This is a genomic window from Pseudomonas sp. AC532 (assembly GCF_979258965.1).
This window is the reverse complement of the sequence record NZ_OZ409888.1, coordinates 786,990-809,944: the sequence shown is the minus strand read 5'-3', so window position 1 is coordinate 809,944 and position 22,955 is coordinate 786,990. Positions and strand designations below refer to the sequence as shown.

26 protein-coding genes are annotated in these 22,955 nt (G+C 61.2%); 12 read left to right on the top strand and 14 right to left on the bottom strand.

The annotated features are described in order from the left end of the window. Positions 1–7 precede the first annotated feature (7 nt). Together ACZ0AV_RS03900 and ACZ0AV_RS03895 are read right to left on the bottom strand one after the other, a co-directional pair. A complete protein-coding gene (locus tag ACZ0AV_RS03900; RefSeq protein ID WP_499149815.1) occupies positions 8–274 on the bottom strand; it encodes a PepSY domain-containing protein in 267 nt (88 codons plus the stop codon). Positions 275–364: 90 nt separating this feature from the next. Continuing rightward, positions 365–514 (bottom strand): hypothetical protein, encoded by a 150-nt coding sequence (locus tag ACZ0AV_RS03895; protein ID WP_499149814.1) that lies wholly within the window; start codon positions 512–514, stop codon positions 365–367. A gap of 183 nt (positions 515–697) precedes the next feature. On the opposite strand from ACZ0AV_RS03895, the gene ACZ0AV_RS03890 reads away from it, so the two are divergent. Then, entirely contained in the window at positions 698–1,426 is a 729-nt protein-coding gene (locus ACZ0AV_RS03890) for an amidotransferase (protein WP_499149813.1), read from the top strand. A gap of 87 nt (positions 1,427–1,513) precedes the next feature. On the opposite strand, the gene ACZ0AV_RS03885 is transcribed toward ACZ0AV_RS03890, so the two are convergent. Continuing rightward, entirely contained in the window at positions 1,514–3,133 is a 1,620-nt protein-coding gene (locus ACZ0AV_RS03885) for a malate:quinone oxidoreductase (RefSeq protein ID WP_499149812.1), read from the bottom strand. 1,062 nt (positions 3,134–4,195) lie between these two features. Between ACZ0AV_RS03885 and exaC the strand changes: the two genes are divergently transcribed. After that, positions 4,196–5,716: an acetaldehyde dehydrogenase ExaC gene (gene exaC / locus ACZ0AV_RS03880; RefSeq protein WP_499149811.1), complete on the top strand. Its 1,521-nt coding sequence runs from the start codon at positions 4,196–4,198 to the stop codon at positions 5,714–5,716. A gap of 42 nt (positions 5,717–5,758) precedes the next feature. On the opposite strand, the gene ACZ0AV_RS03875 is transcribed toward exaC, so the two are convergent. After that, positions 5,759–6,733, bottom strand: a complete 975-nt coding sequence (locus ACZ0AV_RS03875) for a LysR family transcriptional regulator (protein ID WP_499149810.1) — start codon at positions 6,731–6,733, stop codon at positions 5,759–5,761. A gap of 108 nt (positions 6,734–6,841) precedes the next feature. On the opposite strand from ACZ0AV_RS03875, the gene ACZ0AV_RS03870 reads away from it, so the two are divergent. The 4 genes from ACZ0AV_RS03870 to queF all read left to right on the top strand — a co-directional run bounded on the left by ACZ0AV_RS03870 (position 6,842) and on the right by queF (position 10,769). After that, positions 6,842–7,597, top strand: coding sequence for a sulfite exporter TauE/SafE family protein (locus ACZ0AV_RS03870; protein ID WP_499149809.1), 756 nt, complete (start codon positions 6,842–6,844; stop codon positions 7,595–7,597). Between the two features lie 299 nt (positions 7,598–7,896). Beyond that, positions 7,897–9,105, top strand: coding sequence for a winged helix-turn-helix domain-containing protein (locus tag ACZ0AV_RS03865; RefSeq protein ID WP_499149808.1), 1,209 nt, complete (start codon positions 7,897–7,899; stop codon positions 9,103–9,105). Between the two features lie 76 nt (positions 9,106–9,181). Then, positions 9,182–9,880 carry an orotidine-5'-phosphate decarboxylase gene (pyrF, locus tag ACZ0AV_RS03860; protein ID WP_499149807.1) on the top strand — a complete coding sequence of 233 codons (699 nt, stop codon included), beginning with the start codon at positions 9,182–9,184 and terminating at the stop codon, positions 9,878–9,880. A gap of 61 nt (positions 9,881–9,941) precedes the next feature. Further along, positions 9,942–10,769, top strand: a complete 828-nt coding sequence (queF, locus tag ACZ0AV_RS03855; RefSeq protein ID WP_499149806.1) for an NADPH-dependent 7-cyano-7-deazaguanine reductase QueF — start codon at positions 9,942–9,944, stop codon at positions 10,767–10,769. Between the two features lie 55 nt (positions 10,770–10,824). Here queF and ACZ0AV_RS03850 read toward each other — a convergent pair whose 3' ends face one another. Both ACZ0AV_RS03850 and pcrP read right to left on the bottom strand, forming a co-directional pair. Then, positions 10,825–11,091, bottom strand: coding sequence for a DUF4404 family protein (locus tag ACZ0AV_RS03850; protein ID WP_499149805.1), 267 nt, complete (start codon positions 11,089–11,091; stop codon positions 10,825–10,827). A 103-nt stretch (positions 11,092–11,194) separates the two neighbouring features. After that, a complete protein-coding gene (gene pcrP / locus ACZ0AV_RS03845; RefSeq protein WP_499149804.1) occupies positions 11,195–11,878 on the bottom strand; it encodes an HAD superfamily inactivated hydrolase PcrP in 684 nt (227 codons plus the stop codon). A gap of 222 nt (positions 11,879–12,100) precedes the next feature. On the opposite strand from pcrP, the gene ACZ0AV_RS03840 reads away from it, so the two are divergent. Next, positions 12,101–12,802 carry an MlaA family lipoprotein gene (locus ACZ0AV_RS03840; protein WP_499149803.1) on the top strand — a complete coding sequence of 234 codons (702 nt, stop codon included), beginning with the start codon at positions 12,101–12,103 and terminating at the stop codon, positions 12,800–12,802. A 94-nt stretch (positions 12,803–12,896) separates the two neighbouring features. Here the strand turns inward: ACZ0AV_RS03840 and ACZ0AV_RS03835 are convergent, their stop codons facing one another. Further along, complete coding sequence (locus ACZ0AV_RS03835; protein ID WP_499149802.1) at positions 12,897–13,196, bottom strand: PilZ domain-containing protein; 300 nt, start codon at positions 13,194–13,196, stop codon at positions 12,897–12,899. A 208-nt stretch (positions 13,197–13,404) separates the two neighbouring features. Between ACZ0AV_RS03835 and rssB the strand changes: the two genes are divergently transcribed. Further along, entirely contained in the window at positions 13,405–14,589 is a 1,185-nt protein-coding gene (gene rssB, locus ACZ0AV_RS03830; protein WP_499149801.1) for a two-component system response regulator RssB, read from the top strand. An 8-nt stretch (positions 14,590–14,597) separates the two neighbouring features. After that, entirely contained in the window at positions 14,598–15,083 is a 486-nt protein-coding gene (rssC, locus tag ACZ0AV_RS03825; protein ID WP_499153285.1) for an anti-sigma factor antagonist RssC, read from the top strand. A gap of 58 nt (positions 15,084–15,141) precedes the next feature. Here rssC and tal read toward each other — a convergent pair whose 3' ends face one another. Then, a complete protein-coding gene (gene tal / locus ACZ0AV_RS03820) occupies positions 15,142–16,068 on the bottom strand; it encodes a transaldolase (protein ID WP_499149800.1) in 927 nt (308 codons plus the stop codon). A 91-nt stretch (positions 16,069–16,159) separates the two neighbouring features. Then, the gene (gene dusA, locus ACZ0AV_RS03815) at positions 16,160–17,170 is read right to left on the bottom strand and encodes a tRNA dihydrouridine(20/20a) synthase DusA (RefSeq protein WP_499149799.1); all 1,011 of its coding nucleotides are present in this window, start codon (positions 17,168–17,170) and stop codon (positions 16,160–16,162) included. A 109-nt stretch (positions 17,171–17,279) separates the two neighbouring features. On the opposite strand from dusA, the gene ACZ0AV_RS03810 reads away from it, so the two are divergent. Beyond that, positions 17,280–18,461 (top strand): tyrosine-type recombinase/integrase, encoded by a 1,182-nt coding sequence (locus tag ACZ0AV_RS03810; protein WP_499149798.1) that lies wholly within the window; start codon positions 17,280–17,282, stop codon positions 18,459–18,461. Here ACZ0AV_RS03810 and ACZ0AV_RS03805 read toward each other — a convergent pair. Continuing rightward, complete coding sequence (locus tag ACZ0AV_RS03805; RefSeq protein WP_074915953.1) at positions 18,431–18,706, bottom strand: pyocin activator PrtN family protein; 276 nt, start codon at positions 18,704–18,706, stop codon at positions 18,431–18,433. The genes ACZ0AV_RS03810 and ACZ0AV_RS03805 overlap by 31 nt on opposite strands. 339 nt (positions 18,707–19,045) lie before the next feature. Here ACZ0AV_RS03805 and ACZ0AV_RS03800 point away from each other — a divergent pair, with 339 nt between their 5' ends. Then, positions 19,046–19,297, top strand: a complete 252-nt coding sequence (locus ACZ0AV_RS03800; protein ID WP_499149797.1) for a helix-turn-helix domain-containing protein — start codon at positions 19,046–19,048, stop codon at positions 19,295–19,297. Beyond that, positions 19,297–20,493 (top strand): type II toxin-antitoxin system HipA family toxin, encoded by a 1,197-nt coding sequence (locus ACZ0AV_RS03795; RefSeq protein ID WP_499149796.1) that lies wholly within the window; start codon positions 19,297–19,299, stop codon positions 20,491–20,493. The genes ACZ0AV_RS03800 and ACZ0AV_RS03795 overlap by 1 nt, the downstream gene beginning before the upstream one ends. A 289-nt stretch (positions 20,494–20,782) precedes the next feature. Here ACZ0AV_RS03795 and ACZ0AV_RS03790 read toward each other — a convergent pair whose 3' ends face one another. The 4 genes from ACZ0AV_RS03790 to ACZ0AV_RS03775 all read right to left on the bottom strand — a co-directional run bounded on the left by ACZ0AV_RS03790 (position 20,783) and on the right by ACZ0AV_RS03775 (position 22,955). Next, positions 20,783–21,070, bottom strand: coding sequence for a HigA family addiction module antitoxin (locus tag ACZ0AV_RS03790; protein WP_499149795.1), 288 nt, complete (start codon positions 21,068–21,070; stop codon positions 20,783–20,785). A 17-nt stretch (positions 21,071–21,087) separates the two neighbouring features. Next, positions 21,088–21,366, bottom strand: coding sequence for a type II toxin-antitoxin system RelE/ParE family toxin (locus tag ACZ0AV_RS03785; RefSeq protein WP_409836919.1), 279 nt, complete (start codon positions 21,364–21,366; stop codon positions 21,088–21,090). 63 nt (positions 21,367–21,429) lie between these two features. Beyond that, positions 21,430–21,693, bottom strand: a complete 264-nt coding sequence (locus tag ACZ0AV_RS03780; RefSeq protein WP_499149794.1) for a DUF2274 domain-containing protein — start codon at positions 21,691–21,693, stop codon at positions 21,430–21,432. After that, on the bottom strand, positions 21,690–22,955 hold the full coding sequence (locus ACZ0AV_RS03775) for a TraB/TrbI/VirB10 family type IV secretion system protein (RefSeq protein ID WP_499149793.1): 1,266 nt from the start codon (positions 22,953–22,955) through the stop codon (positions 21,690–21,692). The genes ACZ0AV_RS03780 and ACZ0AV_RS03775 overlap by 4 nt, the downstream gene beginning before the upstream one ends.

The following is a 22,955-nucleotide window of genomic DNA, read 5'->3' as shown; positions in this document are numbered from 1 at the left end:
GTCCGCTTTAGTTATCCAGTTGCTCGCGGATCACTTTGCCGGACTTGCCGTCGATGCGAAACTCATAGAGACGGTTATCCTGCTTGACGCCTTCGCCTTCCCAATAACCGGCGTCATCGGCCTCGATCTTGTGGACCTGGGTGAAGCCAGCCTGCTTGGCACTGCTCAGCGCCTGTTCGATGCTGATCCAGTCAGCACCGGGACGGTCGGCCATGGCAACGCCGGCACTCAGGGCAGCGGCGGCGGTGAGGGCAGTCAGGGTTTTCTTCAACATCGCGGAACTCCTGTTTCGGGAAAGAGACGCCTGAATCCAGGCGTTGAAAGTTGGAGTCCACCGTTTCGCTTCTGGTTCAAGAAACCGTGGTTAGGATGGTGTCAGCGATGCGCTTGGCCGCAGTGCGGCATTGTGATTACCGTGCAGGCTAAGGCCCAGAAGCGCAAGGGTGATCATGAGGTAGAGACCGATAGCGGCGAAGGCGCCGTTACGGGCATATCGGGCGGTGTGGCGGGGCATGGGCAGGTTCTCCTTGACTGGCTGCATGCGCCAATCATCGGGCGGTCATAGCCGGGGTAGAAGACAATGCCGGCCATGGCGACTATCGAGCCGGCTGATGACATCGTTGGCCACTGGCCTATTGCCTTGCTGACCAGGCACAGGCACGCTTTGCGAGCGTCATCATTCTTTCAGGTACCGCTCATGTCGCTGCAGATCTGCATTCTGGAAACCGACGTCCTGCGCCCCGAACTGGTCGACCAGTATCAGGGCTATGGCAGGATGTTCGAACGTCTCTTCGCCGGCCAGGCAATCGCTGCCACCTTCACGGTGTTCAACGTGATGAATGGCGATTACCCACCTGCTGACGCGCGCTTCGACGCTTACCTGGTTACCGGCAGCAAGGCCGATTCGTTTGCCACCGATCCCTGGATCGAGACCCTCAAGGTCTATCTGCTCGAACGCTACAAGGCAGGCGACAAGCTGCTCGGCATCTGTTTCGGGCACCAGTTGCTGGCCCTGTTGCTCGGTGGCAAAGCCGAGCGAGCCAGCGGTGGCTGGGGCGTGGGCATCCACCGTTACCAACTGGTCGAACAGCCCGACTGGATGACCCCGCAGGTGGACGAGCTGACATTGCTGATCAGCCATCAGGACCAGGTCACCCGCCTGCCGGAAAACGCCACATTGCTGGCTTCCAGCCCGTTCTGTGCGCACGCCGCCTACCGCATCGGCGAGCAGGTACTGTGCTTCCAGGGGCACCCGGAGTTCGTGCCGGAGTACTCGCGTGCCTTGCTCGATATCCGTCAGCAGCACATCGGTGAGACCACCTATCGCGCCGCGGTCGATACCTTGCACGAGAGTCATCACGGCCGCACCGTTGGCGAATGGATGCTGCGTTTCGTGGCTAATGGCAAAACGGCGCAGCTCGCCTGACTGGCAGCCTGCAATGAAAAACGGCCCACAAGGGCCGTTTTTCGTTTCAGCAAGGGTGCCTTGCGTGGAGGCACCTGATATCGCTGATTACAGCGCTGCGGCTTCAGCCTCTGGCTGCTCGGCAGGCTCGGCTTGCGGCTGCTCGGGCTTGACCTCGACAAAGTTCAACTGCAGACGCTCGCTGCTCCAGGCGCGGGTCTTGTTGGTCAGTTCGAGGTTGTTGTTCAAGGTCTGGCCGTAGGAAGGGATGATCTCCTTCAGCTTCGCCTGCCATTGCGGGCTCTGGATCTTGTCCTTGAAGGTGCGCTCCATCAGGTGAAGCATAATGGGCGCCGCAGTCGAGGCGCCTGGCGATGCGCCGAGCAGAGCCGCGATGGAGCCGTCTTCCGAGCTGACCACTTCGGTGCCGAATTGCAGGACGCCACCCAGCTCTGGATCTTTTTTGATGATCTGCACGCGCTGGCCGGCCTGGATCAGTTCCCAGTCCTTGTCCTGCGCCTCGGGGAAGTACTCACGCAGCGAGTGCATGCGGTCTTCCTGGCTGAGCATCAACTGACCGATCAGGTAGGTGCTGAGCGAGAAGTTGTCGATGCCGGCATTGATCATCGGCGAGATATTGTGGGTTTTGATGGTAGCGAACATGTCCAGCAGCGAACCGTTCTTCAAGTACTTGGTGGAGAAGGTGGCGAATGGCCCGAACAGGATGACTTTCTTGCCGTCGATCACGCGGGTGTCGAGGTGCGGAACCGACATGGGTGGCGAGCCTACCGAGGCCATGCCGTAGACCTTGGCCTGGTGCCTCTCGACCACTTCCGGGTTGCTGGTAACGAGGAAAGAGCCACCCACCGGGAAGCCTGCGTAACCTTCGGCTTCAGGAATGCCGGACTTCTGCAGCAGCTTGAGGGCGCCACCACCGGCGCCGATGAACACGAACTTGGCGTTGACGGTGCTCAGCTTCTCGTCATTGGCCAGATCAGCCACCGTGACGTTCCAGGTACCGTCGTCGGCACGGGTGATGTCACGCACTTCATGCTGTACATGAACGTTGAACACGTCTTTCTTCTGCGACAGCGAATCGAGCAACTGCGTGGTGATTTCCCCGAAGTTGACATCGGTGCCAGTTTGCACGCGAGTGGCTGCGATCTTTTCGCCCGGCTCGCGGCCTTCCATCACCAGCGGGATCCATTGTTCGATCTGCTGGGGATCGTCGGAGAATTCCATGTTGCGGAACAGCGAGCTGTGCTGCAGCGCTTCATAGCGCTTCTTCAGAAACTCGGTGTTCTTGTCGCCCCACACGAAGCTCATGTGCGACACGTCGTTGATGAACGATTGCGGGTTGTTGAGAACGCCCTGTTCGACCTGATAGGCCCAGAACTGCTTGGAGATCTCGAACGACTCGTTGATAGCCACTGCCTTGCTGATGTCGATGCTGCCGTCAGCTTTTTGCGGGGTGTAGTTCAGTTCGGCAAGCGCCGAGTGACCGGTACCGGCGTTGTTCCAGGGGTTCGAGCTCTCCTCGGCTACCTGCGGCAGGCGCTCGTACAGGTCGATCTTCCAGGTTGGCTCCAGTTCGTTGAGGTAGGTGCCGAGGCTTGCACTCATGATGCCCCCGCCGATCAGCAGGACGTCCACGGATTTTTCCGGTTCGGGCTGCTTGGCGCAGCCGAGCGCACTCAAGCACAGTAGGGACAGCAGGAGTTTTTTCATTAGACAGACCACTTCATTTAAATGTGATTGCATGGCAGCACGACCCATTCGATGCCGCTCTGATGACGGGCGGTTCCAGCAGTAGCGTGCAGCCAGGTTTCGTTCTGCGAAACCGTTCAGTGCCCAGCGATTTTTTGAACCGCCGGGCTATGTACCTTCATGTGCGCGCATTCGTCGCAGGCCGGTGGCCTTAAGCAAAAGCAGTGCCTGAAAAGCCCCGTTTCACTGATCTAGTGATGTGTATCAATATTTCCGTCATGTTTTTGTGCATTGAGTGGCGAAAAACCGCCTAAAAATTGCCCGCTGACCGCAATTTTTGGCGGAATACCGCCTCAGTTCCTCATGCCGCCGGCAGCCGATCCGCCGCTATTACTGCCCGCTCCAGCGGGGCCGGGTATGCCCGTACCGCCTTGTGGTGCCGGGGCGGATTGGCCATTGCCAATCGGTACGCCAGGAGTCGAATTGGGTGAGGTGGGCGCCCCTGTCGAATTACTCGCCGGTTCGTTGGTGCGATCTTGTCGGGCTGGTGAATTGAGCGTGCTGCGCGGCGACTGCTGGCCGGGCTGATTGGATGGTTGCTGGTCCTGGTTGATTGCGGGTTGGCCACCAGCGCCTGTGCCAGCCGGTGGGCTGCCGGTGCGTTCACGCACCATCTCGTCACCAATCCGTTCGCGTTGCTGTTGCAAGCTCAGGCCACTGTCGTCTGCCTGTGCGCCAGAGATGAAGAGGGCGGCAAGCAACAATGCCGAACCCGTAAGTATTTTCATGATGCTCTCCCGATCATTACCTGGTTGATCAGGTGACCGGTCGATGTCGCGCAACGTTCACTGTATTCGCCGGGAGGTTTTTCCTCAGGCCCCGGTAACGCCGTTGGGGGCGAACGGCAAAGTCATGACAAGCGTCTACCCTGTTAACAGGCCGAAATGCAGCCGTTGCACTGCTATGTCCATTGTTCGGTACCCTGGGGACGTCAGGTCGGAGGCGGGTTCGGCGGGTATCGAACCTTGCGCTATCGATCGCCTCAGAAGACAGGCTTTCACTTTATAACCAGAGGTCATTGTCATGATTTATGCCAAACCCGGTACCGCAGGCGCCGTCATCACCCTCAAACCGCGCTACGGCAATTACATCGGCGGCGAGTTCGTCGCGCCCGTGGGCGGTCAGTACTTCACCAACACCAGCCCGGTGGATGCCTCGGTGATCGGTGAATTCCCCCGTTCCGACGCCAAGGACATCGACAAGGCCCTGGACGCCGCCCATGCCGCCGCCGACGCCTGGGGCAAAACCTCCGTGCAGGACCGCGCCCTGGTGCTGCTGAAGATCGCCGACCGTATCGAAGCCAATCTCGAACTGCTCGCGGTGGCGGAAACCTGGGACAACGGCAAGGCCGTGCGCGAAACCCTGAATGCCGACGTGCCGCTGGCCGCCGACCACTTCCGTTATTTTGCCGGCTGCATCCGCGCCCAGGAAGGCAGCGCGGCGGAGATCAACGAACACACCGCGTCCTATCACTTCCACGAACCGCTGGGCGTGGTCGGGCAGATCATCCCCTGGAACTTCCCGCTGCTGATGGCCGCCTGGAAGTTGGCCCCGGCCCTGGCAGCCGGCAACTGCGTGGTGCTCAAACCCGCCGAGCAGACGCCGCTGTCGATCACCGTATTCGCCGAACTGGTCGGCGACCTGCTGCCGCCGGGCGTGCTGAACATCGTCCAGGGCTTTGGCCGTGAGGCCGGCGAGGCCCTGGCCACCAGCACGCGTATCGCCAAGATCGCCTTCACCGGCTCCACCCCGGTCGGCTCGCACATCATGAAGTGCGCCGCCGCCAACATCATCCCGAGCACCGTGGAGCTGGGCGGCAAGAGCCCGAACGTGTTCTTCGAGGACATCATGCAGGCCGAGCCAGCGTTCATCGAGAAGGCCGCCGAAGGCCTGGTCCTGGCCTTCTTCAACCAGGGCGAGGTGTGCACCTGCCCATCGCGCGCACTGGTGCAGGAGTCGATCTTCGAGCCGTTCATGGTCGAGGTGATGAAAAAGATCAAGGTCATCAAGCGCGGCAACCCGCTGGATACCGAGACCATGGTCGGCGCCCAGGCCTCGCAGCAGCAGTACGACAAGATCCTGGGCTACCTGGAGATCGCCCAGCAGGAAGGCGCCGAGCTGCTCACTGGCGGCGCCAGCGAGAAGCTCGAGGGCGACCTGGCCGGCGGTTATTACATCCAGCCGACCCTGCTCAAGGGCACCAACAAGATGCGCGTGTTCCAGGAGGAGATCTTCGGCCCGGTGGTGGGCGTGACCACCTTCAAGGACGAAGCCGAGGCCCTGGCGATTGCCAACGACACCGAGTTCGGCCTGGGCGCCGGCGTGTGGACGCGCGACATCAACCGCGCCTACCGCATGGGCCGCGGCATCAAGGCCGGCCGCGTATGGACCAACTGCTACCACCTGTACCCGGCGCACGCTGCCTTTGGCGGCTACAAAAAGTCCGGGGTCGGGCGCGAAACCCACAAGATGATGCTCGACCACTACCAGCAGACCAAGAACCTGCTGATCAGCTACGACATCAACCCGCTGGGCTTCTTCTGATCCGGCGCAAATGACCCTGACAACGCAGCCTTGGCCGCGTTGTCAGGGCTGCCGGGTGGTAGCGCCCCGCTGCAGGCCGCTTTGCAGAGGAATGTCCCAGGGCGGAGTCGGCCCAAAGCGATTTTTCAGAAACTCCAGCAACAGCCGGCTGCGTGAGTCGGTGTCGCGCTCGAGCCGAAGGGCATAAATGCCGCTGGGCTCCGGCGGCGGCAAGCCATTCTCGCAAAACAGCGCGACCAATTCGCCGCGGGCCAGGTATTCGCTGACCAGCCAGGTGGGCAGGTGCGCCACGCCCAGGCCGGCGAGCAAGCTGAACGCCAGGGTCTCGGCGTTGTTGGTGGTCATGCGCAGGCGCCGTGGCCGATACATCGCCAGCTTTCCCTCGTTTTCGAAACGCCAGGCATAGGCGGGTGCCAGCCCGTCCCAGTCCAGGCCGTCATGCTCCAGCAGTTCGGCAGGCGTACGCGGCACGCCCCGGCGTTCCAGGTATGCCGGGCTGGCACACACCACACGAACCATCGGAGCCAGCTCAGTGGCGACCAGGCGGGTATCGGCCAAGGGCCCGATACGCAGCACCAGGTCCACTTCCCCCAGATGACCGCCGTGCAGGTCGATGAAGCTGTCGATCAGCCGCAATTGCACATCCAACCCAGGGTAGGCGCTCAGAAAGTCGGCAATGGCCGGTGCCAGGTGTCGGCGGCCAAACGGGGCAGGGGCGTCGATGCGGATCAGCCCCTCCGGCGCGCTGCTCAAGGACACTGCTTCGGCGCGTGCCAGGTGCAGCTCGGCAAGAATTCTCCTGGCCCGTTCGGCAAAGGCCAGCCCGGCGGGTGTCGCACGCACTACGTGGGTACTGCGGCTGAACAGCGTGCAATCGAGCGAACGCTCCAGGGTGTCGATGCGCCGCGATACCGCCGACGGCGTGAGCGGGTGCAACCGTGCGGCTGCAGAAAAGCTGCCGCTTTCCAGGACATCGAGGAACAGGCTCAGTTGATCGGTCAAGGCATCTGGATTCATGGCGGTATTCGCTGTGCGTGATTCGCATAGCCATTATGCCGGGCTGTGCGTTACCCCGCCAATCACCAGCCGGTAGCATGCCTCTACCTTTTCCACCGGACCGCTTTCATGGACCTGCTTGCCTTCGCGCTCAACATCGTACTTGGCCTGATGCTTGGCACCCTGGGCGGATTGTTCGGTATTGGCGGCGGGCTGATCGCCATTCCGGTGCTGGGCGTACTGTTCGGGCTGGACCAGCAACTGGCGCAAGGTACCGCGCTGGTGATGGTGGTGCCCAACGTGCTGTTGGCGCTGTGGCGCTACCACCAGCGCAACCGCATCGATCTGCGCTACGCATTGGCGCTGGCGCTCAGCAGCTTTGTCTTCGCGCTTGTTGGCGCGGGTTGGGCGGTCAACCTCGATCCGGAGGCGATGCGCCTGGCGTTCGTATCGTTTCTGGTCGCTCTGGCCTTCTACAACCTGCTACGCATGTGGCTACGTCCTCCTGCCGCGTCGGCGGAACTGCGCCAGCCCTGGCCTTGGTTGGCAGTGCTGGGCAGCGGTGCGGGGCTACTCGGCGGTCTGTTCGGCGTCGGTGGCGCGGTGATCGCCACGCCCATCCTGACCAGCGTGTTCGGCACCTCGCAGGTGGTCGCGCAGGGGCTGTCGCTGGCCTTGGCGGCGCCCAGCACTGGCGTGACCCTGGTGACTTATGCCATGCACGACCACGTCAACTGGGCGCTGGCCTTGCCGCTGGCGATTGGCGGGCTGCTGAGCATCAGCTGGGGCGTACGCCTGGCTCACGCGCTGCCCGAGCACCTGTTGCGCATACTGTTCACCGCCTTTTTGCTGGCCTGCGCCGTGGCGCTCGGCCTCAAAGCCTGACGCCTTCGAGAATCCGCTCGGCCAGTGCCTCGCTGGCCGGCGAGCGGGTGCGCGCTTTATCGCCTGGCTCAAAAAGTGTGTAGCGCGGGCCCGCCGTTGGCGGCAACTGGCGCGTGAGCGTCAACTACTGGCGTCACTCGGCGACGCTGCGTTGAAGGACCTGGCCTCGATAGCAGTGAGGTGTTCAGCGAGACTCAGTGGCCGTTCTGGGACGCTCCCCTGAGCAAGTAGGCAGGCCCTCGGTTGGTCGATTCAGCGCAATGGGTTACCGTATTTTTTCACTCCTTGTCGGTGCCGCCATGTCGTCCATTGCCAGCTTGTCTACTGCCCAGGCACGGCGCGCGGTGCTTGCCGCTCAAGGGTTCGCGGAGCGCCCGCGATCAGGAGCGCCTGGCAGCCGTGCCGTCAATGAGGTGATCGAGCGGCTGGGGCTGCTGCAGATCGACTCGGTGAATGCCGTGGTGCGCTCGCATTACCTGCCCCTGTATTCCCGCCTTGGCCGCTACGACCCCCAGTTACTGCAACAAGCCGCGTGGAGCCAGGGGCGGCAGCGCACGCTATTCGAATACTGGGGCCACGAGGCCTCTCTGCTGCCATTCGACTATTACCCGCTGCTGCGCTGGCGCATGCAGCGCGCGAAGGAGGGGCGCGGAATCTACAAGGAGCTGGCAGCACTCGGGCGCGAGCAGCAACCGCTGATTCACAAGGTGCTGCAGGCCGTCACGGAGCGCGGTGCACTGGGCGCCGGCAGCCTGGCCGAGGAGCGCTCACGTAGCAGCCCCTGGTGGGGGTGGACGGCGCAAAAGCAGGCGCTGGAATGGCTGTTCGCTGCTGGCGAAGTGACGGTGGCCGGGCGCCGCGGGTTTGAACGTTTGTACGACCTGCCGGAGCGGGTGCTGCCGGCATCCCTGCTGGCGCAGCAGCCTGACGAGGCCGATGCGCAGCGCGCGCTGGTGCTGCGGGCGGCCGGGGCGCTGGGCGTCGCGACGGAGCGAGACCTGCGCGACTACTTTCGTCTGCAGCCGGGCGACTGCCGCGCACGGTTGCAGGAACTGCTCGAGGAGGGCGCGTTGAGCCCTGTCCGCGTGAAGGGGTGGGCGCAACTGGCGTACTGCGTTGCGCCCCTGAGGGTGCCGCGCCGGGTCGTGGCCTGCACGCTGCTGTCGCCATTCGATTCACTCATATGGGAGCGCTCACGTACCGAGCGGCTGTTCGATTTCCGCTATCGGCTGGAAATCTACACGCCACAGCATAAGCGGGTATATGGCTACTACGTGCTGCCGTTTCTGTTCGGCGAGCGGATCGTCGCGCGGCTGGACGTGCGCGCCGAGCGCAGCCAGGGATGTCTCGCGGTCCATGCGGTGCATGAGGAGCTCCCCGGGCTCGACGAGGACAGCATCGAGGCCCTGGCAGGCGCGGTGAGGCGTCTGGCTGACTGGCTGGGCTTGAGTGCCATCCGCATCGCCTGCCAGCGTGGCGAAGGTCTACGCCTGGCGGCGCTGCTCTAGCGAAGCCATCGTTGCAACCCCATTGGCAATCGCTTGCGCTACAATGCGCGCCGAATTTCCTGCTCGAGAGTTGCTCATGTCCGCGTGCCAGACCCCGATCATCGTTGCCCTGGATTTCCCGACCCGGGAGGCTGCGCTTGCGCTCGCCGACCAGCTCGATCCCAGGTTGTGCCGAGTCAAGGTCGGCAAGGAGCTGTTCACCAGCTGTGCCTCTGACATCGTCGCTACGCTGCGTGACCGTGGCTTCGAGGTGTTCCTCGACCTGAAATTCCACGACATTCCCAATACCACGGCAATGGCCGTGAAGGCGGCTGCCGAGATGGGCGTGTGGATGGTCAATGTGCATTGCTCCGGCGGGTTGCGCATGATGAGTGCCTGCCGCGAGACGCTGGAGCGGTTCAACGGCCCGGTGCCACTGCTGATCGGCGTCACGGTGCTGACCAGCATGGAGCGCGAGGACCTGGCCGGCATCGGCCTGGATATCGAGCCCCAGGAGCAGGTGCTGCGCCTGGCAGGGCTGGCTCGGAAGGCCGGCATGGACGGTCTGGTGTGCTCGGCACTCGAAGCTCCCGCGCTGAAAGCCGCACAACCCGCCTTGCAGCTGGTCACGCCCGGTATCCGGCCGGCCGGCAGCGCCCAGGATGATCAGCGCCGCATCCTCACGCCGCGTCAGGCGCTGGACGCCGGCTCCGACTACCTGGTGATCGGCCGCCCGATCAGCCAGGCCGCCGATCCGGCTGCCGCACTGGCTGCCGTGGCCGCTGAGCTGGGCTGAACCCCTTTCTTGCGGCGGAGATCATCGGGCCTCCGCACTCAACGCGTCACAGGTAACCGTCATGCAATCCGTGGAACATTCCCCGCTGGGCAAGAGCAGCGAATACATCGCGACGTACTCGCCTGAACTGCTATTTCCTATCCCGCGCGCAGCCAAGTGGGCCGAGCTGGGGTTGAGCGCGCAGACACTGCCGTATCGAGGCGTGGATTACTGGAACTGCTTCGAATTGTCCTGGTTGCTGCCATCCGGCAAGCCGGTGGTGGCGATCGGTGAGTTCGCCATTGCCGCAGACTCGCCGAACATCATCGAATCGAAGTCCTTCAAGCTGTACCTGAACTCACTGAATCAGTCGGTGTTTGCCAGCGAAGCCGAACTGGTCAGCGTGCTCGAGAAGGACTTGTCCGCAACCGCCGGCAAGCCCGTAGGTGTGCGCGTACGGCAGTTGGGTGAGGTGGCGCGTGAAGGGCTGGCGGTGCTGCCAGGTACCTGCATCGACGAGCTGGACGTACAGATCAGCACTTATGCGGCGCCGCAGCCGCAGCTACTGGTTTGCGATACGGCACGTATCGTCGAGGAGAGCCTGCACAGTCACCTGCTCAAATCCAATTGCCCGGTAACCGGGCAGCCGGACTGGGGCAGCGTGGTGGTCGAGTATCGCGGGTCTGCGCTGGAGCCGGCCAGCCTGTTGGCGTATCTGGTCAGTTTTCGTCAACATGCGGACTTCCACGAACAGTGTGTGGAGCGCATTTTCCTGGACCTGCAGCGGCTGTTGCAGCCACAGTACCTGACTGTTTATGCACGGTACGTGCGGCGTGGCGGGCTGGACATCAACCCTTATCGCACTACCTTGAACCAACTCCCGGAGAACCGGCGACTGGTCAGGCAGTAGCGGATGCAAAAAAACCAGCCTTCTCAGGCTGGTTTTTTCATTCTTGCGGTCGCTATCAGATACCCATGTTGGCCAGGCTCTGCATGATGTTGCGCAGGCTGCCTGCCAGTGTCGGGTGGCTCACTTCAAAGCGCTCGACCGCCAGATTGACACTGTCGACCAGCGAGGCATCGGCCGTAGTTACCGGCTGGGCAGCGAGCTGCAGCTCGATATCGCGGGCCAACAGGGCCAGCGACTCACGGTCTTCTTCGTTTACCGGCGGATTCTGCGCCAGTTGCTTGTGCAACTCTTCCAGTTGCTGCTGCAGATGATTCGCAGGCATGGGGTTCTCCCTTGGTGATAGGCAAGATAATTGACCGCCGCGGGCGACGAAAGGTCATTACTTCTTGCGCCAGATGGAAGCGCCCAGCCGTTGCGCTATCCGTCTAGGGTTTTTCACCTTTGCCGCGACGAACCTGCAGGTCGTCGAGACAGGCGGGCAGGTCGGTCAACTGGTCAATCACCGAGTGGGCGCCCAGGCGGTAGAGGGTCAAGGTCGCATCGGCGCGCAGCAGATCACGTTGCAGGCTGTCCAGCCGCAGCCAGTCACTCAATGCGTGGCCGCCCAGCGAGCCACAGGCGGCCAGCCCCACTGTCCATAGCCCTGCATTGAGGCCAGCCTGCAGCAGGCGCGGTTCGCCGCTGACCAGCACGCAACCGTCCAGGCGGTCGATCTGCAGGCTGCTCAGCGCCTGCCAGCAGGCATCCGGTGCTGGCCACGTGCGTTGCGTGCCGCAAGGCGCTGCCACCAGCCACTCGGGCAACTGGTTGGCCAGGTTCAGCGCCAGTGGTTCGGGCAGCTCGTCCATCCAGGCGCATGGCACCCCTTGTTCCTGAAGGCTGTGCAGGGTCGCCAGCGCTCCCGGGGTGGGCTCGCAGCAGCTGTGCAGGTCTCGCGCAATGTCGGGTTCGATCCGCCGCGCCGGGCCGCCGTCCTCGCGTATCAACGTCAGGTGTCGAGCGCCGGCCAGCGAGGCACTGCGGGCGCCGAAGTCGACCAGGCAGCCGGACAGCCCGAACAATACGGCGGTGAAGGAGGGGGGAACTGCAGAGAGGGCTGGCTGTGGCATTGCGATGTCGTTCCCTGGCGATGATCGCGCTACCATGACAAGCCAATATGACGGTCTCGTGACGCTGCGGGGCAGCCGGACGACCGGTACATGGAGCGGCGCCGGGCGTCGATAAACACCGGCCCACCCGTGCATCAGCGCGCTGCCTATTGCTCGCGCACCGCCTTATACTACGTCGCCGCTGCCGGGAGAGACCGTGCTCAATAGCCTAGGAGAACAGTAATGCGTTTGATTGGATCGGATTGGATGACAAGCTTCGGCAGGATGCTGGCATGCGCCGGTTTGCTGGCAATGCCTGTCATGGGCCAGGCGGCCACGGAAGATCCCTGGGAATCGGTCAATCGGCCCATCTTTCGCTTCAACGATACCGTCGACACCTATGCGCTGAAGCCCCTGGCTCAGGGCTACCAGACAGTCACGCCGCAGTTCCTGGAAACCGGTGTGCACAATGTGTTTCGTAACCTTGGCGATGTCGGCAATCTGGCCAACAACCTGCTGCAAGGCAAGGTGCACGACGCTGGCGTCGACACCAGTCGTCTGCTGTTGAACAGCACCCTGGGCGGCCTTGGTTTCTTCGACGTGGCCAGCCGCATGGGCCTGCAACGCAGCGATGAAGATTTTGGCCAGACACTGGGCGCATGGGGCGTGGGCAGCGGCCCTTACCTGGTGTTGCCGCTGCTCGGCCCGAGCTCGCTGCGTGACGCACCCAGCAGGGTGCCGGACAGCTTGCTGACCCCCTATCCCTACATGGATCACGTGCCGACCCGCAATGTGGTGCGTGGCGTCAATGTGGTCGATACCCGGGCAAGCCTGCTCGACGCAGAGCGCATGATCAGCGGTGACAAATACATCTTCATTCGCAACGCCTACCTGCAGAACCGCGAGTTCCGGGTCCGCGACGGTGAGGTGGAAGACGATTTCTGATCACCCTGCATTGCCGTTGCGCCAGGGCAACCTGGCAGGGCAGTTGATAACGCGATGGAGGCGGGCGGTAGGCTCCATCACGTTACCGTGTATGTCAGCTCATCGAGATGACGGCCAGGCCGAGAATCTGTCGGCCGTCGTCTTCATCGGCCACTCGCACCACTTGCGCTTCGGCCTCCAGGCCTTTCAACGCGTCGTGCCCTGAAGGGATCGATACGCGCACCTTGTCGCCAATCTGCACCTTGCATTGCGCCTCCAGCTGCATGCCGGTGCTGGACAGGTCGCGGCACAGCGCCGGGATTGCCTGACCGCCATGGTGGAGCGTCACCTGGGTTTCCAGGCGCATGCGAATGTAATCGCGCTTTTCCTCGTAATCACGATCACTCTGGCTCATCAAGCTATCCTCATTGTTGTAGGGCGTTCCTGCGGTTCTTATAACCCTCCCCGATTTCAGGTGTAAAGTCGCTAGGCAGCGAACGGCGCCTGTTGAATCGTGTTGAGGATGGGAGTACCGTCTGCGCCTTGACGCGAACCGTGTACCCGCGCAGGTTGTTGGCTGCGTTTACGCTAACCATCCCCGGCGCAGTTTGCCTGGACACCCCATGCACAAAACCAGTGCCACGTTGCTGCTGATCGATGACGACGAAGTCGTTCGCGCCAGCATTGCAGCCTACTTGGAAGACAGCGGCTTCAACATCCTGCTCGCCGGCAACGGTCTGCAAGGTCTTGAAGTGTTCGAGCGCGAACGCCCGGATCTGGTCATCTGCGACCTGCGCATGCCTCAGGTCGATGGTCTCGAGCTGATCCGCCGGATCAATGCCCTGGAAAGCTCGGCGCCCATCATCGTGGTGTCCGGGGCGGGCGTGATGACCGATGTGGTCGAGGCTCTGCGCCTCGGCGCGGCCGACTACCTGATCAAGCCGCTCGAAGACCTCGCCGTGCTCGAGCACTCGGTGCGGCGTGCGCTGGACCGCGTACACCTGCGCCAGGAGAACGAGCGTTACCGCGAGAAGCTGGAAGCCGCCAATCGCGAGCTGCAGGCCAGCCTGCACCTGCTGCAGGAAGACCAGAATGCCGGGCGTCAGGTGCAGATGAACATGCTGCCTGTCACGCCGTGGGAAAACGAAGGGCTGTCCTTCGCCCACCAGATCATCCCGTCGCTCTATCTGTCAGGCGACTTCGTCGACTACTTCCGTGTCGACGAGCGACGCGTCGCCTTTTACCTGGCAGACGTGTCCGGGCACGGGGCGTCTTCGGCATTCGTGACCGTGCTGCTCAAGTTCATGACCACCCGGCTGCTCTATGAATCACGACGCAATGGCATGTTGCCCGAGTTCAAACCGTCGGACGTGCTCGGCCACATCAACCGGGGCCTGATCAATTGCAAGCTTGGCAAGCACGTGACCATGCTCGGCGGGGTGATCGACGAAGAGCACAATCGCCTGACCTACAGCATTGGCGGTCATCTGCCGCTGCCTGTCATGTACAGCGGCGGCGAAGCGCACTATCTCGAAGGCCGCGGCTTGCCCGTGGGCCTGTTCAAGGAAGCGGATTACACCGATCTGGAAATGGACCTTCCGCAATCGTTTAGCCTGACCCTGTTGTCGGACGGCATTCTTGATCTGCTGGACGGCGACACTCTGCAGGAAAAAGAAGCCTTGCTACCGAAGCTGGTGAGCGAGGCAGGTGGAACCCTGGACGGGTTGCGCAGCGTGTTTGGACTGGCCAATCTGGCGGAGATGCCGGATGATATCGCCTTGCTGGTGTTAAGCAGGAACCTTGCATGAATCCTGGGATAAGCCCCGGTAGAATCCAGTTTGCCGAACAGGATGGCACCTTCGTCCTCAAGTTCATCGGCGAAGTGCGCCTGACCTTGTGCTCGGCACTGGATTCCACGATCGAAAAGATTTTCACCGCGCTGAATTTCTCCGCCATCGTTATCGACCTGACGGAAACGCGCAGCATCGACAGCACCACGTTGGGGCTGCTCGCCAAGCTGTCGATCCTGTCGCGGCAAAAGGTCGGGCTGTTGCCGACCGTGGTGACCACCCACGCCGACATTACCCGTCTGTTGCAGTCGATGGGCTTTGATCAGGTGTTCAACATCATCAATCAGCCCTATGACTGTCCCGACTGCCTGGCTGATCTACCCTCGCAGGACCAGTCTGAAGACGTGGTGCGCGCGCGCGTGCTGGAGGCCCACCGGATTCTGATGGGGCTGAACGAGTCGAATCGTGCGGCCTTTCATGATCTGGTGAGTGCGCTCGAGCAGCATCCCTGATCTGCAGGCCCGAGGCCAACTGACGGGGCGCCGAGAGGCGCCCCGTTTTCGTTTCCCCTCAGATGGTGGCGGCAAGCAGCTTCTCGAGTTTTTCCTGGTCGCGGGCAAACTGGCGGATGCCCTCGGCGAGTTTCTCGGTGGCCATGGCGTCTTCGTTCATCTCCCAGCGGAACTGGCTTTCACCGATGGCGGCTTCGCTCTGCCCGGAAATCTCCGTGTTCAGCTTGCGCTCCAGTGTGCCGCTGTCTTCCGCCAACCGTTGCAGCAGATCAGGGCTGATGGTCAGGCGATCACAGCCGGCCAGCTGTTCGATCTGGCCAACGTTGCGAAAGCTGGCGCCCATGACCACGGTCTTGTGGCCGTGCGCCTTGTAATAATCATAGATGCGCGCCACGGACTGCACGCCCGGGTCCTCGGCACCCACGTAATCGCGCCCTTCGGCCTTCTTGTACCAGTCATAGATGCGGCCCACGAAGGGCGAGATCAGAAAGGCGCCGGCATCGGCACAGGCACGCGCCTGGGCAAAGGAGAAGAGCAGGGTCAGGTTGGTCTGCACGCCGGCCTTTTCCAACTGCTCGGCAGCGCGGATGCCTTCCCACGTGGAAGCGATCTTGATGAGGATGCGTTCGCGGGTCACGCCGGCTTCTTCGTACAGCTCCACCAGGCGCCGGGCACGGCTCAGGGTGGCCTGGGTATCGAAGGACAGACGGGCATCCACCTCGGTGGAAATACGTCCCGGAATCACCTGCAGAATCTCGCGACCGACAGTCACGCCGAAACGGTCGCTGGCCAGGTCGATATCACCCTTGCTGGCGCTTACCGCCTGCTTGAGCAGCTCGGCGTAGCGCGGCAGGGCGGCTGCCTTGAGCAGCAGCGAGGGGTTGGTGGTGGCGTCCACCGGCTTCAGGCGGGCAATAGCGTCGATGTCTCCGGTGTCGGCAACCACGGTGGTGAACTGCTTGAGTTGATCCAGCTTGGAGGTCATGGCTCGGCCTTGTCGATTCGGGTGCCATGACCTTACCTGAGCCTCAGGTGGCGCTCAACTGGTGGCGCGGCGGGTTGTGATTGCTGCTCGGCTAACGGCCGGCCAGCAACTCCGCCGCCTGGTCGAAAATCGCCAAAGGCCGATCGCTTTTGTGGATATCGGCCGACAGCAACTGGCGGAAGCGCCGCGCGCCTGGAAAACCCTGGGCCAGGCCGAGCATATGGCGGGTAACATGGTGCATCAGGCCGCCCGCAGCCATGTGCCGTTCGATGTAGGGGCGCATGCTCCGCATGGCCTCCTGCCGGCTGATCGGCGGGCGTTCGCTGGCGAACAACTGCTCGTCGACCTCTGCCAGCAGGTAGGGGTTGTGATAGGCCTCGCGACCGAGCATCACGCCATCGAAGGTCTCGAGGTGCTGCTGGCAGGCTTGCAGGGTCTTGATGCCGCCATTGAGAACCCACTCCAGCTCGGGGAAATCCTGTTTCAGTTGCGCTGCCACGTCATAACGCAGCGGGGGAACCTCGCGGTTTTCCTTGGGCGACAGGCCGGACAGAATGGCGATACGCGCGTGCACGGTGAAGCTGCGGCAGCCGGCGTCGCGTACCTGGCCGACGAAATCGCGCAACTGCGCGTAGCTGTCGCGCCCGTCGATACCGATGCGGTGCTTGACGGTAACCGGAATGCTCACCGCATCGCTCATCGCCTTGACGCACTCGGCAACCAGCGCTGGATGTGCCATCAGGCAGGCGCCGATCATGTTGTTCTGCACCCGGTCGCTGGGGCAGCCGACATTGAGGTTCACTTCGTCATAGCCGGCGCGCTCGGCAAGCCGCGCGCAGGCCGCCAGATCAGCCGGATTGCTGCCGCCCAATTGCAGCGCCACCGGGTGCTCTGTCTCGTCGTAGTGCAGGAATCGCTGGGTATCGCCATGCAGCAGCGCACCCGTGGTGACCATCTCCGTATAGAGCAATGCGTGGCGCGAGAGCTGGCGCAGAAAATACCGGCAATGGTGATCCGTCCAATCCATCATCGGTGCCACGGAGAAGCGGCGAGACAGTGTAGGGCGCGTGGTTACTGGCTTTGAGGCTGATTCTAGAGGCATTTGCTTGGGTCGTTTAAAGGCCGGAAATGCTTGTTTTTGCCCGTTTTTACGCGTGTAGTGCTAAAATTTAGCACTGGCAAATACATTTTTAGCACTGTTGGTGAGCGATATGGGAACGATCACTCGGCGCGTGAATAAAAGCGGGCAGGCCAAATACACGGTTCAGATTCGGTTGCGCCGCAAGGGCGTCGTAGTCTACCAAGAAAGCCAGTCCTTCGACCGTAAGCCGGTTGCCCGTGCCTGGATGTTGAGGAGGGAGGCCGAGCTTGCCCTGCCCGGTGCTCTCGAAAAGGCTTCGAGGGAAAATGTGCCGCTTCAGAAAATCATTGAGCGCTATCTTGATGAATACGAGTTGATCCGTCCGCTCGGAAAAACGAAGCGGGCTACCTTAAAGGCCATTAGCCTGAGTTGGCTGGGTCAAGTTGCTGATGTCGATCTGACAAGTCAGAAGCTGGTTGAGTACGCGCAATGGCGAATGAGCAAGGATGGCGGCGGCGTCCAGGCCCAGACCGTTGGGAACGACCTCGCACACCTTGGCGCGGTCCTGTCTGTCGCTAAGCCTGCCTGGGGGTATGAGATTGACGCGAGTGCTATGACTGATGCGCGCAAGGTTCTGCGTAAGCTGGGTATGGTGACTCGGAGTCGAGAGCGTGATCGGAGACCCAGCAGGGATGAGTTGGACAAATTGCTTGTCTACTTTTTTGATATCCAGGCGCGTAGGCCTAGCGCGATACATATGCCCAAGGTAATAGCTTTTGCGATCTTCTCGACGCGTAGGCAGGAGGAGATTACGCGGATTCACTGGGAGGATCTGGATGAGCGACGGCAGGCGGTGCTTGTTCGGGATATGAAAAATCCAGGGCAGAAAATCGGCAATGACGTTTGGTGCCATCTGCCAGATGAGGCCTGGCAGCTTATTCAAAGCATGCCTAAGGATTGCCGAGAGATTTTTCCCTACTGTTCAGATTCAATCTCTGCAGCCTTTACTCGTGCCTGCAAGTTTCTGGCTATCAAAGACTTGCATTTTCACGATCTACGACATGATGGCGTGAGCCGGCTCTTTGAGATGGATTGGGATATACCGAGGGTCGCGAGCGTATCTGGGCATCGCGACTGGAACTCCATGCGTCGTTATACGCATTTGAATGGGCGAGGAGATCCTTACAAGGATTGGTCTTGGCTGGAGAAAATAATCGAGGCCCCTGTCGTTCTGGGTGCACGGGTAGAGCCGGAACCTGCAGAAGATAGAAAGGGTGTGCCTCAGGCCAGGCGTCGTCGATCCATCAACTGATCCTGCTCTCTGATTGCAGCTTCGCGCTGTCTATCGATGTAGGCAGCGAGATCCTCTAAATGCACGCCAAGGTTGGCCTTCTGCGAATTCGCGCCCAGTCGCATTACTGGAAGGTCTATTTCTCCCATCAGGCGTTTGCGCTTGAACTTGTCCACCGAAAGGCCAAGGAAATCTCGGCATACCCATTCGATAGGAATTACAGCTTGTCCGTCGTACTGAGCCATCAGCAAAAACAGTGTCTTCATTACTCTACGCCATAGCGCCATTCCAATTGGAGTTAGCCTATTGGCGTTTGGTCTGATGGCAAACAAGCTAAGTCGCAGATGGGCGCGGGGGAGGGGGGTGTAGTGCCTTGGGCGGCGTCGGCGCCCGGCGCCAACGGCTCAGCAAAGCGCGTGGGCCTGTTGGGGAGCTGGATGCGCTAAAGCGTTGCTTGGATTGAAGGGGCCTCGGGTGCGTCTGTAAAAATGCTCGCAGGGCTTGGCGGTAGCGACCTTTCTTGGACTTAATCAGACCATTCGCTTTGATTTCTCCGATGGTTCGGTATACGTTACATAGACCGTAAATTGTCTCGTATACAGAACATGGACTATTCCCTCATCACGCTGCGACTTGGCGAGCAGCTTCGGCTGCGCCGACTGAATCGCGGGCTCACGCAGGCCGCGCTCGCTTCCCTGGCGGGCATCACCCGGCAAAAGGTTATCGCGATAGAGAAGGGTGACCTCTCAGTGGGGATGATTGCCTATGCGCGAGTGCTGGCCGCCCTCGACTCTGAACTCAACGTGGTGCCGGCAGCCATGCCCACTCTGGACGAAATCCATGGAGTATTCGACTGATGAAGGCCGTACTGCAGGTTGCAACGCCTGAGGGGGACAGTGGGAAGATTCTTACTAGCGACAAAGACTATCTATTTCGCTACCACGAGGACGCCAAAGCGCAGGCAGCGATCAGCTTGCTTATGCCGGTGCGACTAGACGAATACCGCCATAGGGAACTGCACCCCATATTCCAGATGAACCTGCCGGAAGGCTACGTCCTGGAGCAACTGCGCAACCGTCTGGCTAAGGTGGCGAACGTTGACCCGATGTTGCTCTTGGCACTGTCTGGCAGCAGTTCGCCTATCGGACGTGTGGCGGTCAGTTCGCCTGAAGTCGATGCATTGTTACGCAGGCAGCAGTTTCCCGGGGAAAAATTGGAAGAAATTCTTGCCTGGGACGGTGCAGAAGATATTTTTGCCGGCTTGGTGGATCGCTACATCCTACGTGCCGGTATATCGGGCGTTCAGCCTAAGGTGCTGGTACCAGAGCATCAGGACTCAGCGCCACAACGCTTCACCTCGGAAACCTCTGACCTGATCATCAAGAGCGGCCGCGATGAGTTTCCGGGGCTGGCGATCAACGAGTTCCTTTGCATGTCCGTGGCCAAGGAAGCGGGCATTGCAGTGCCCGAGTTCTACCTCTCCGACAATGCCAAGCTGTTCGTCATGCGCCGCTTCGACAGGGATGAACAACTCAACCCCATCGGCTTCGAGGACATGGCGGCATTGATGGGGCTGGCTGCGGAGCAAAAATACAGCAAGAGCTATTCGGCTATCGCCAAAGCCATCCGCTTGTTCTGCGCGCCTGAGCAGGTGCAAGAATCGCTGGCACAGCTTTTCGCCATCGTGACCTTGAGCTGCATCGTTGGTAACGGCGACGCTCATCTGAAAAACTTCGGGCTACTGTCTTCCGATCCTACTCAGCGCGACGCGCGGCTCGCCCCGGCCTACGATATCGTCAACACAACGGCCTACATTCCTGAGGATGTATTAGCGCTGGATCTTGTGGGCAACAAATCACTCTTTGCGTCGCGCCAAGGGCTGCTGGACTTCGCCCAAGTCTGTGATGTAGTGCGGCCAGAACACGTGATCCGCGAGCAGCTGAGCGCGCTTGAGCGGGTACTAGCACGCTCAACTGAGCTGGGCGAGCAGGCACCGCATGTTGTCTCGGCAATCAGACATTGTGCTGAGCCGTTTATGAAAACCTTTGGCTAGAGCGGCAGTGCAGGCCCCGATATATGGGGGCTTTCGCCACAGATTTTTGATTGCGATATCGCATACCGCTCAAGGTCGGTCTTAAGCCGGTCGTGGTGGTAGAGACAGCGCTCTTATGCGTTCCGCTTCTTCAAGTACCTTGCGCTGACTTTCGACGGCACGCTCAGCTGCTGCGCCATAAGCAGCGCGCTTGGTCGCATCAGAACTGCTCCTGAACAAGGTCGATAACGGGCTCGAATTGCTCCGTAGAGCCTTTCCTTTCATCGCAGTCGCCTCCCGTCACACGGAACTAAGCAAGCGCCGCAAAACGTTCGATATGCGGCTGTTCACGATGCCTGGCTTGCCACAGGTCATAGTCGGTTTGCACGCCAAGCCAAGTGCGAGCTTTGCCGATGCCGGCCAACTCCAGGCGAACGGCCAAGTCCGGGCTGACCGGTGCATGTCCATGCAAAACGCGAGACAGGGATTCCCGCGCAAAACCAAGGCGTCGCGCAAGTTCAGCGATGCTGATGCCCAGTTCAGGAAGCACGTCCTCAAGCAGGGTTTCACCAGGATGTGGCGGGTTGAACATGGTCATGGATAACCCCCTCTTGTTCAGTGGTAGTCAAGGTAGTCGACGAGTTCGATGTCGCTACCCACGAATCGAAAGATCACTCGCCAGTTGCCGTTGACGGTGAGCGACCAGAACTCTTCAAGTTCCCCTTTGAGGGGATGTAGCCGCCAACCAGGGATATCTAGATCGGCGGGTTCGCTGGCTCTATCCATAAAACTCAGCATTCGGCCCAGGCGCTTTGCGTGGTCGGCCCGGATGCCTTTGGTTGAGCCAGATTCGAAGAAAATGCGTAGACCTTTGTGCCGGAAGCTTACGATCATGGTGATAAGTGTGATGTATTAGGTCACGGGTTTCAACCGTATGTGGATTTTCTGCCGTTGCCATCACGGCAGCTGGGAGGGGGATACAGGCTTATCAATTGCCGGTGCAAGATTGGTATTCGTCCTCCTGAACACCCGATCCCTCGCCATGAAAGCTTCAAGCATGTGCGGGATGAGCGTCAGGGCGTCGACTTCTTCACCATAGGTTTGCGAGTGCAGCGCCGCGTAGCGCTCGAGGTCGGCCTTCAGGCTGGCGGGGCAGTTGAAGGTCAGCTTCAGGTTCTCGGTTTTCGGCAGCGGGCCGAGGCGCAGCTTGGTCGTACTCATGGCAGGTTCCTCTGTTGAGTGGAGAAAGGCTGGTAGGGGCGCAACACCAGGTCGCGATTGACGATCACGCGCATTGGCAGGCCCGGGCGCTGGGTCAGCGTGGGCTGGATATCTAGGTTGCGGCGAGTGACCTCTTGGCCGACCTGATTCACCGTATCCTGGAGGCTGTCGCGACCGGCGATGATTATTCGGTCGCCGTCAGAGCGACTGGTCGGTGCCGCCAACTCGGCGCCGATACCCAGCAGGCTGGTCATGGCTGCGCCGGCGACAATCCGATCCCAATGCCAGTCGACGCGATCCTCGAGGCCGGCGTAGCCGGCAGCATCGGTACCGACCAGATTGTCGAGCTGGAAAGACGAGGTGTCCGGCAAGATCACTCGCTGCCATACCACCTGCACGCGGCTCTGTCCGTAGCTCACCTGGCTGTTGTAGCGGCCTAGCAGGCGCGCGCCTTGGGGGATCAGTACATGCTCACCGGTGGCGCTGTCGTAGACTGGTTCGGTCACCGTGGCGATCACGTCGCCGGGCAGATCCGACTTGATCCCGGTGACCAGTGCCGCCGCGATGACGGTGCCGGCCATCACCTGGTAAGGCGATTCAGGCATCTGTAGCAATCCGGAATTACGGATTTGTGCATTTACGGATTTGCTGAGAAACGCCTCGTTCCGTTCCTGCTGGGTTGGTGTTCCTGATGTTCCGCCTAAAGTGCCTGGCGAGGTCGTACCCAAGGTCATGGGGTCAATATGGGCAGCTCCTGTGGATGCGACGCTCGATTTCCTCGCGCTGCCAGTCTGGAAAAACACCGAGGACTGCGCGGCTTCCTCAGCTTCCTTGAGCAGTGCCAGGCGATCAGCTTCGGCGGCATCTGGCCCATGTCCATAACCTTGCGCCTGCTGCTCCGCCCTTAGGATTGGCCCGCCCAGATCGCCGGGCAGCGGCGGCCCCAGTTGCGGTACTTCGGGCGCAGGTGGCGGCGGCAGCTGCGAGTAGTCTGCCGGCAACTGCTCCAGCCCCTCGGAGCGTGCCACGCGGTCGACGTTGTATAGCTCGTTCGGCTCGGCGCCCTGGCGGCGCTGCTGCGGCTGCAGCGACCACAGCATGGCTCCGAGTACCGCAGCCGACAGGCCGCCGACCACTACCGCCAGCATGCGCGGATTGAGTCGGGTGACTGGGCGAGGCTTGGCGCGCAGCTCCAGCGACTCCGGCGCCTCCTTGGGCGGTAGGGAGGTTGCTGCGGCTTGGTTTTCGTTCTTGGCCGTCAT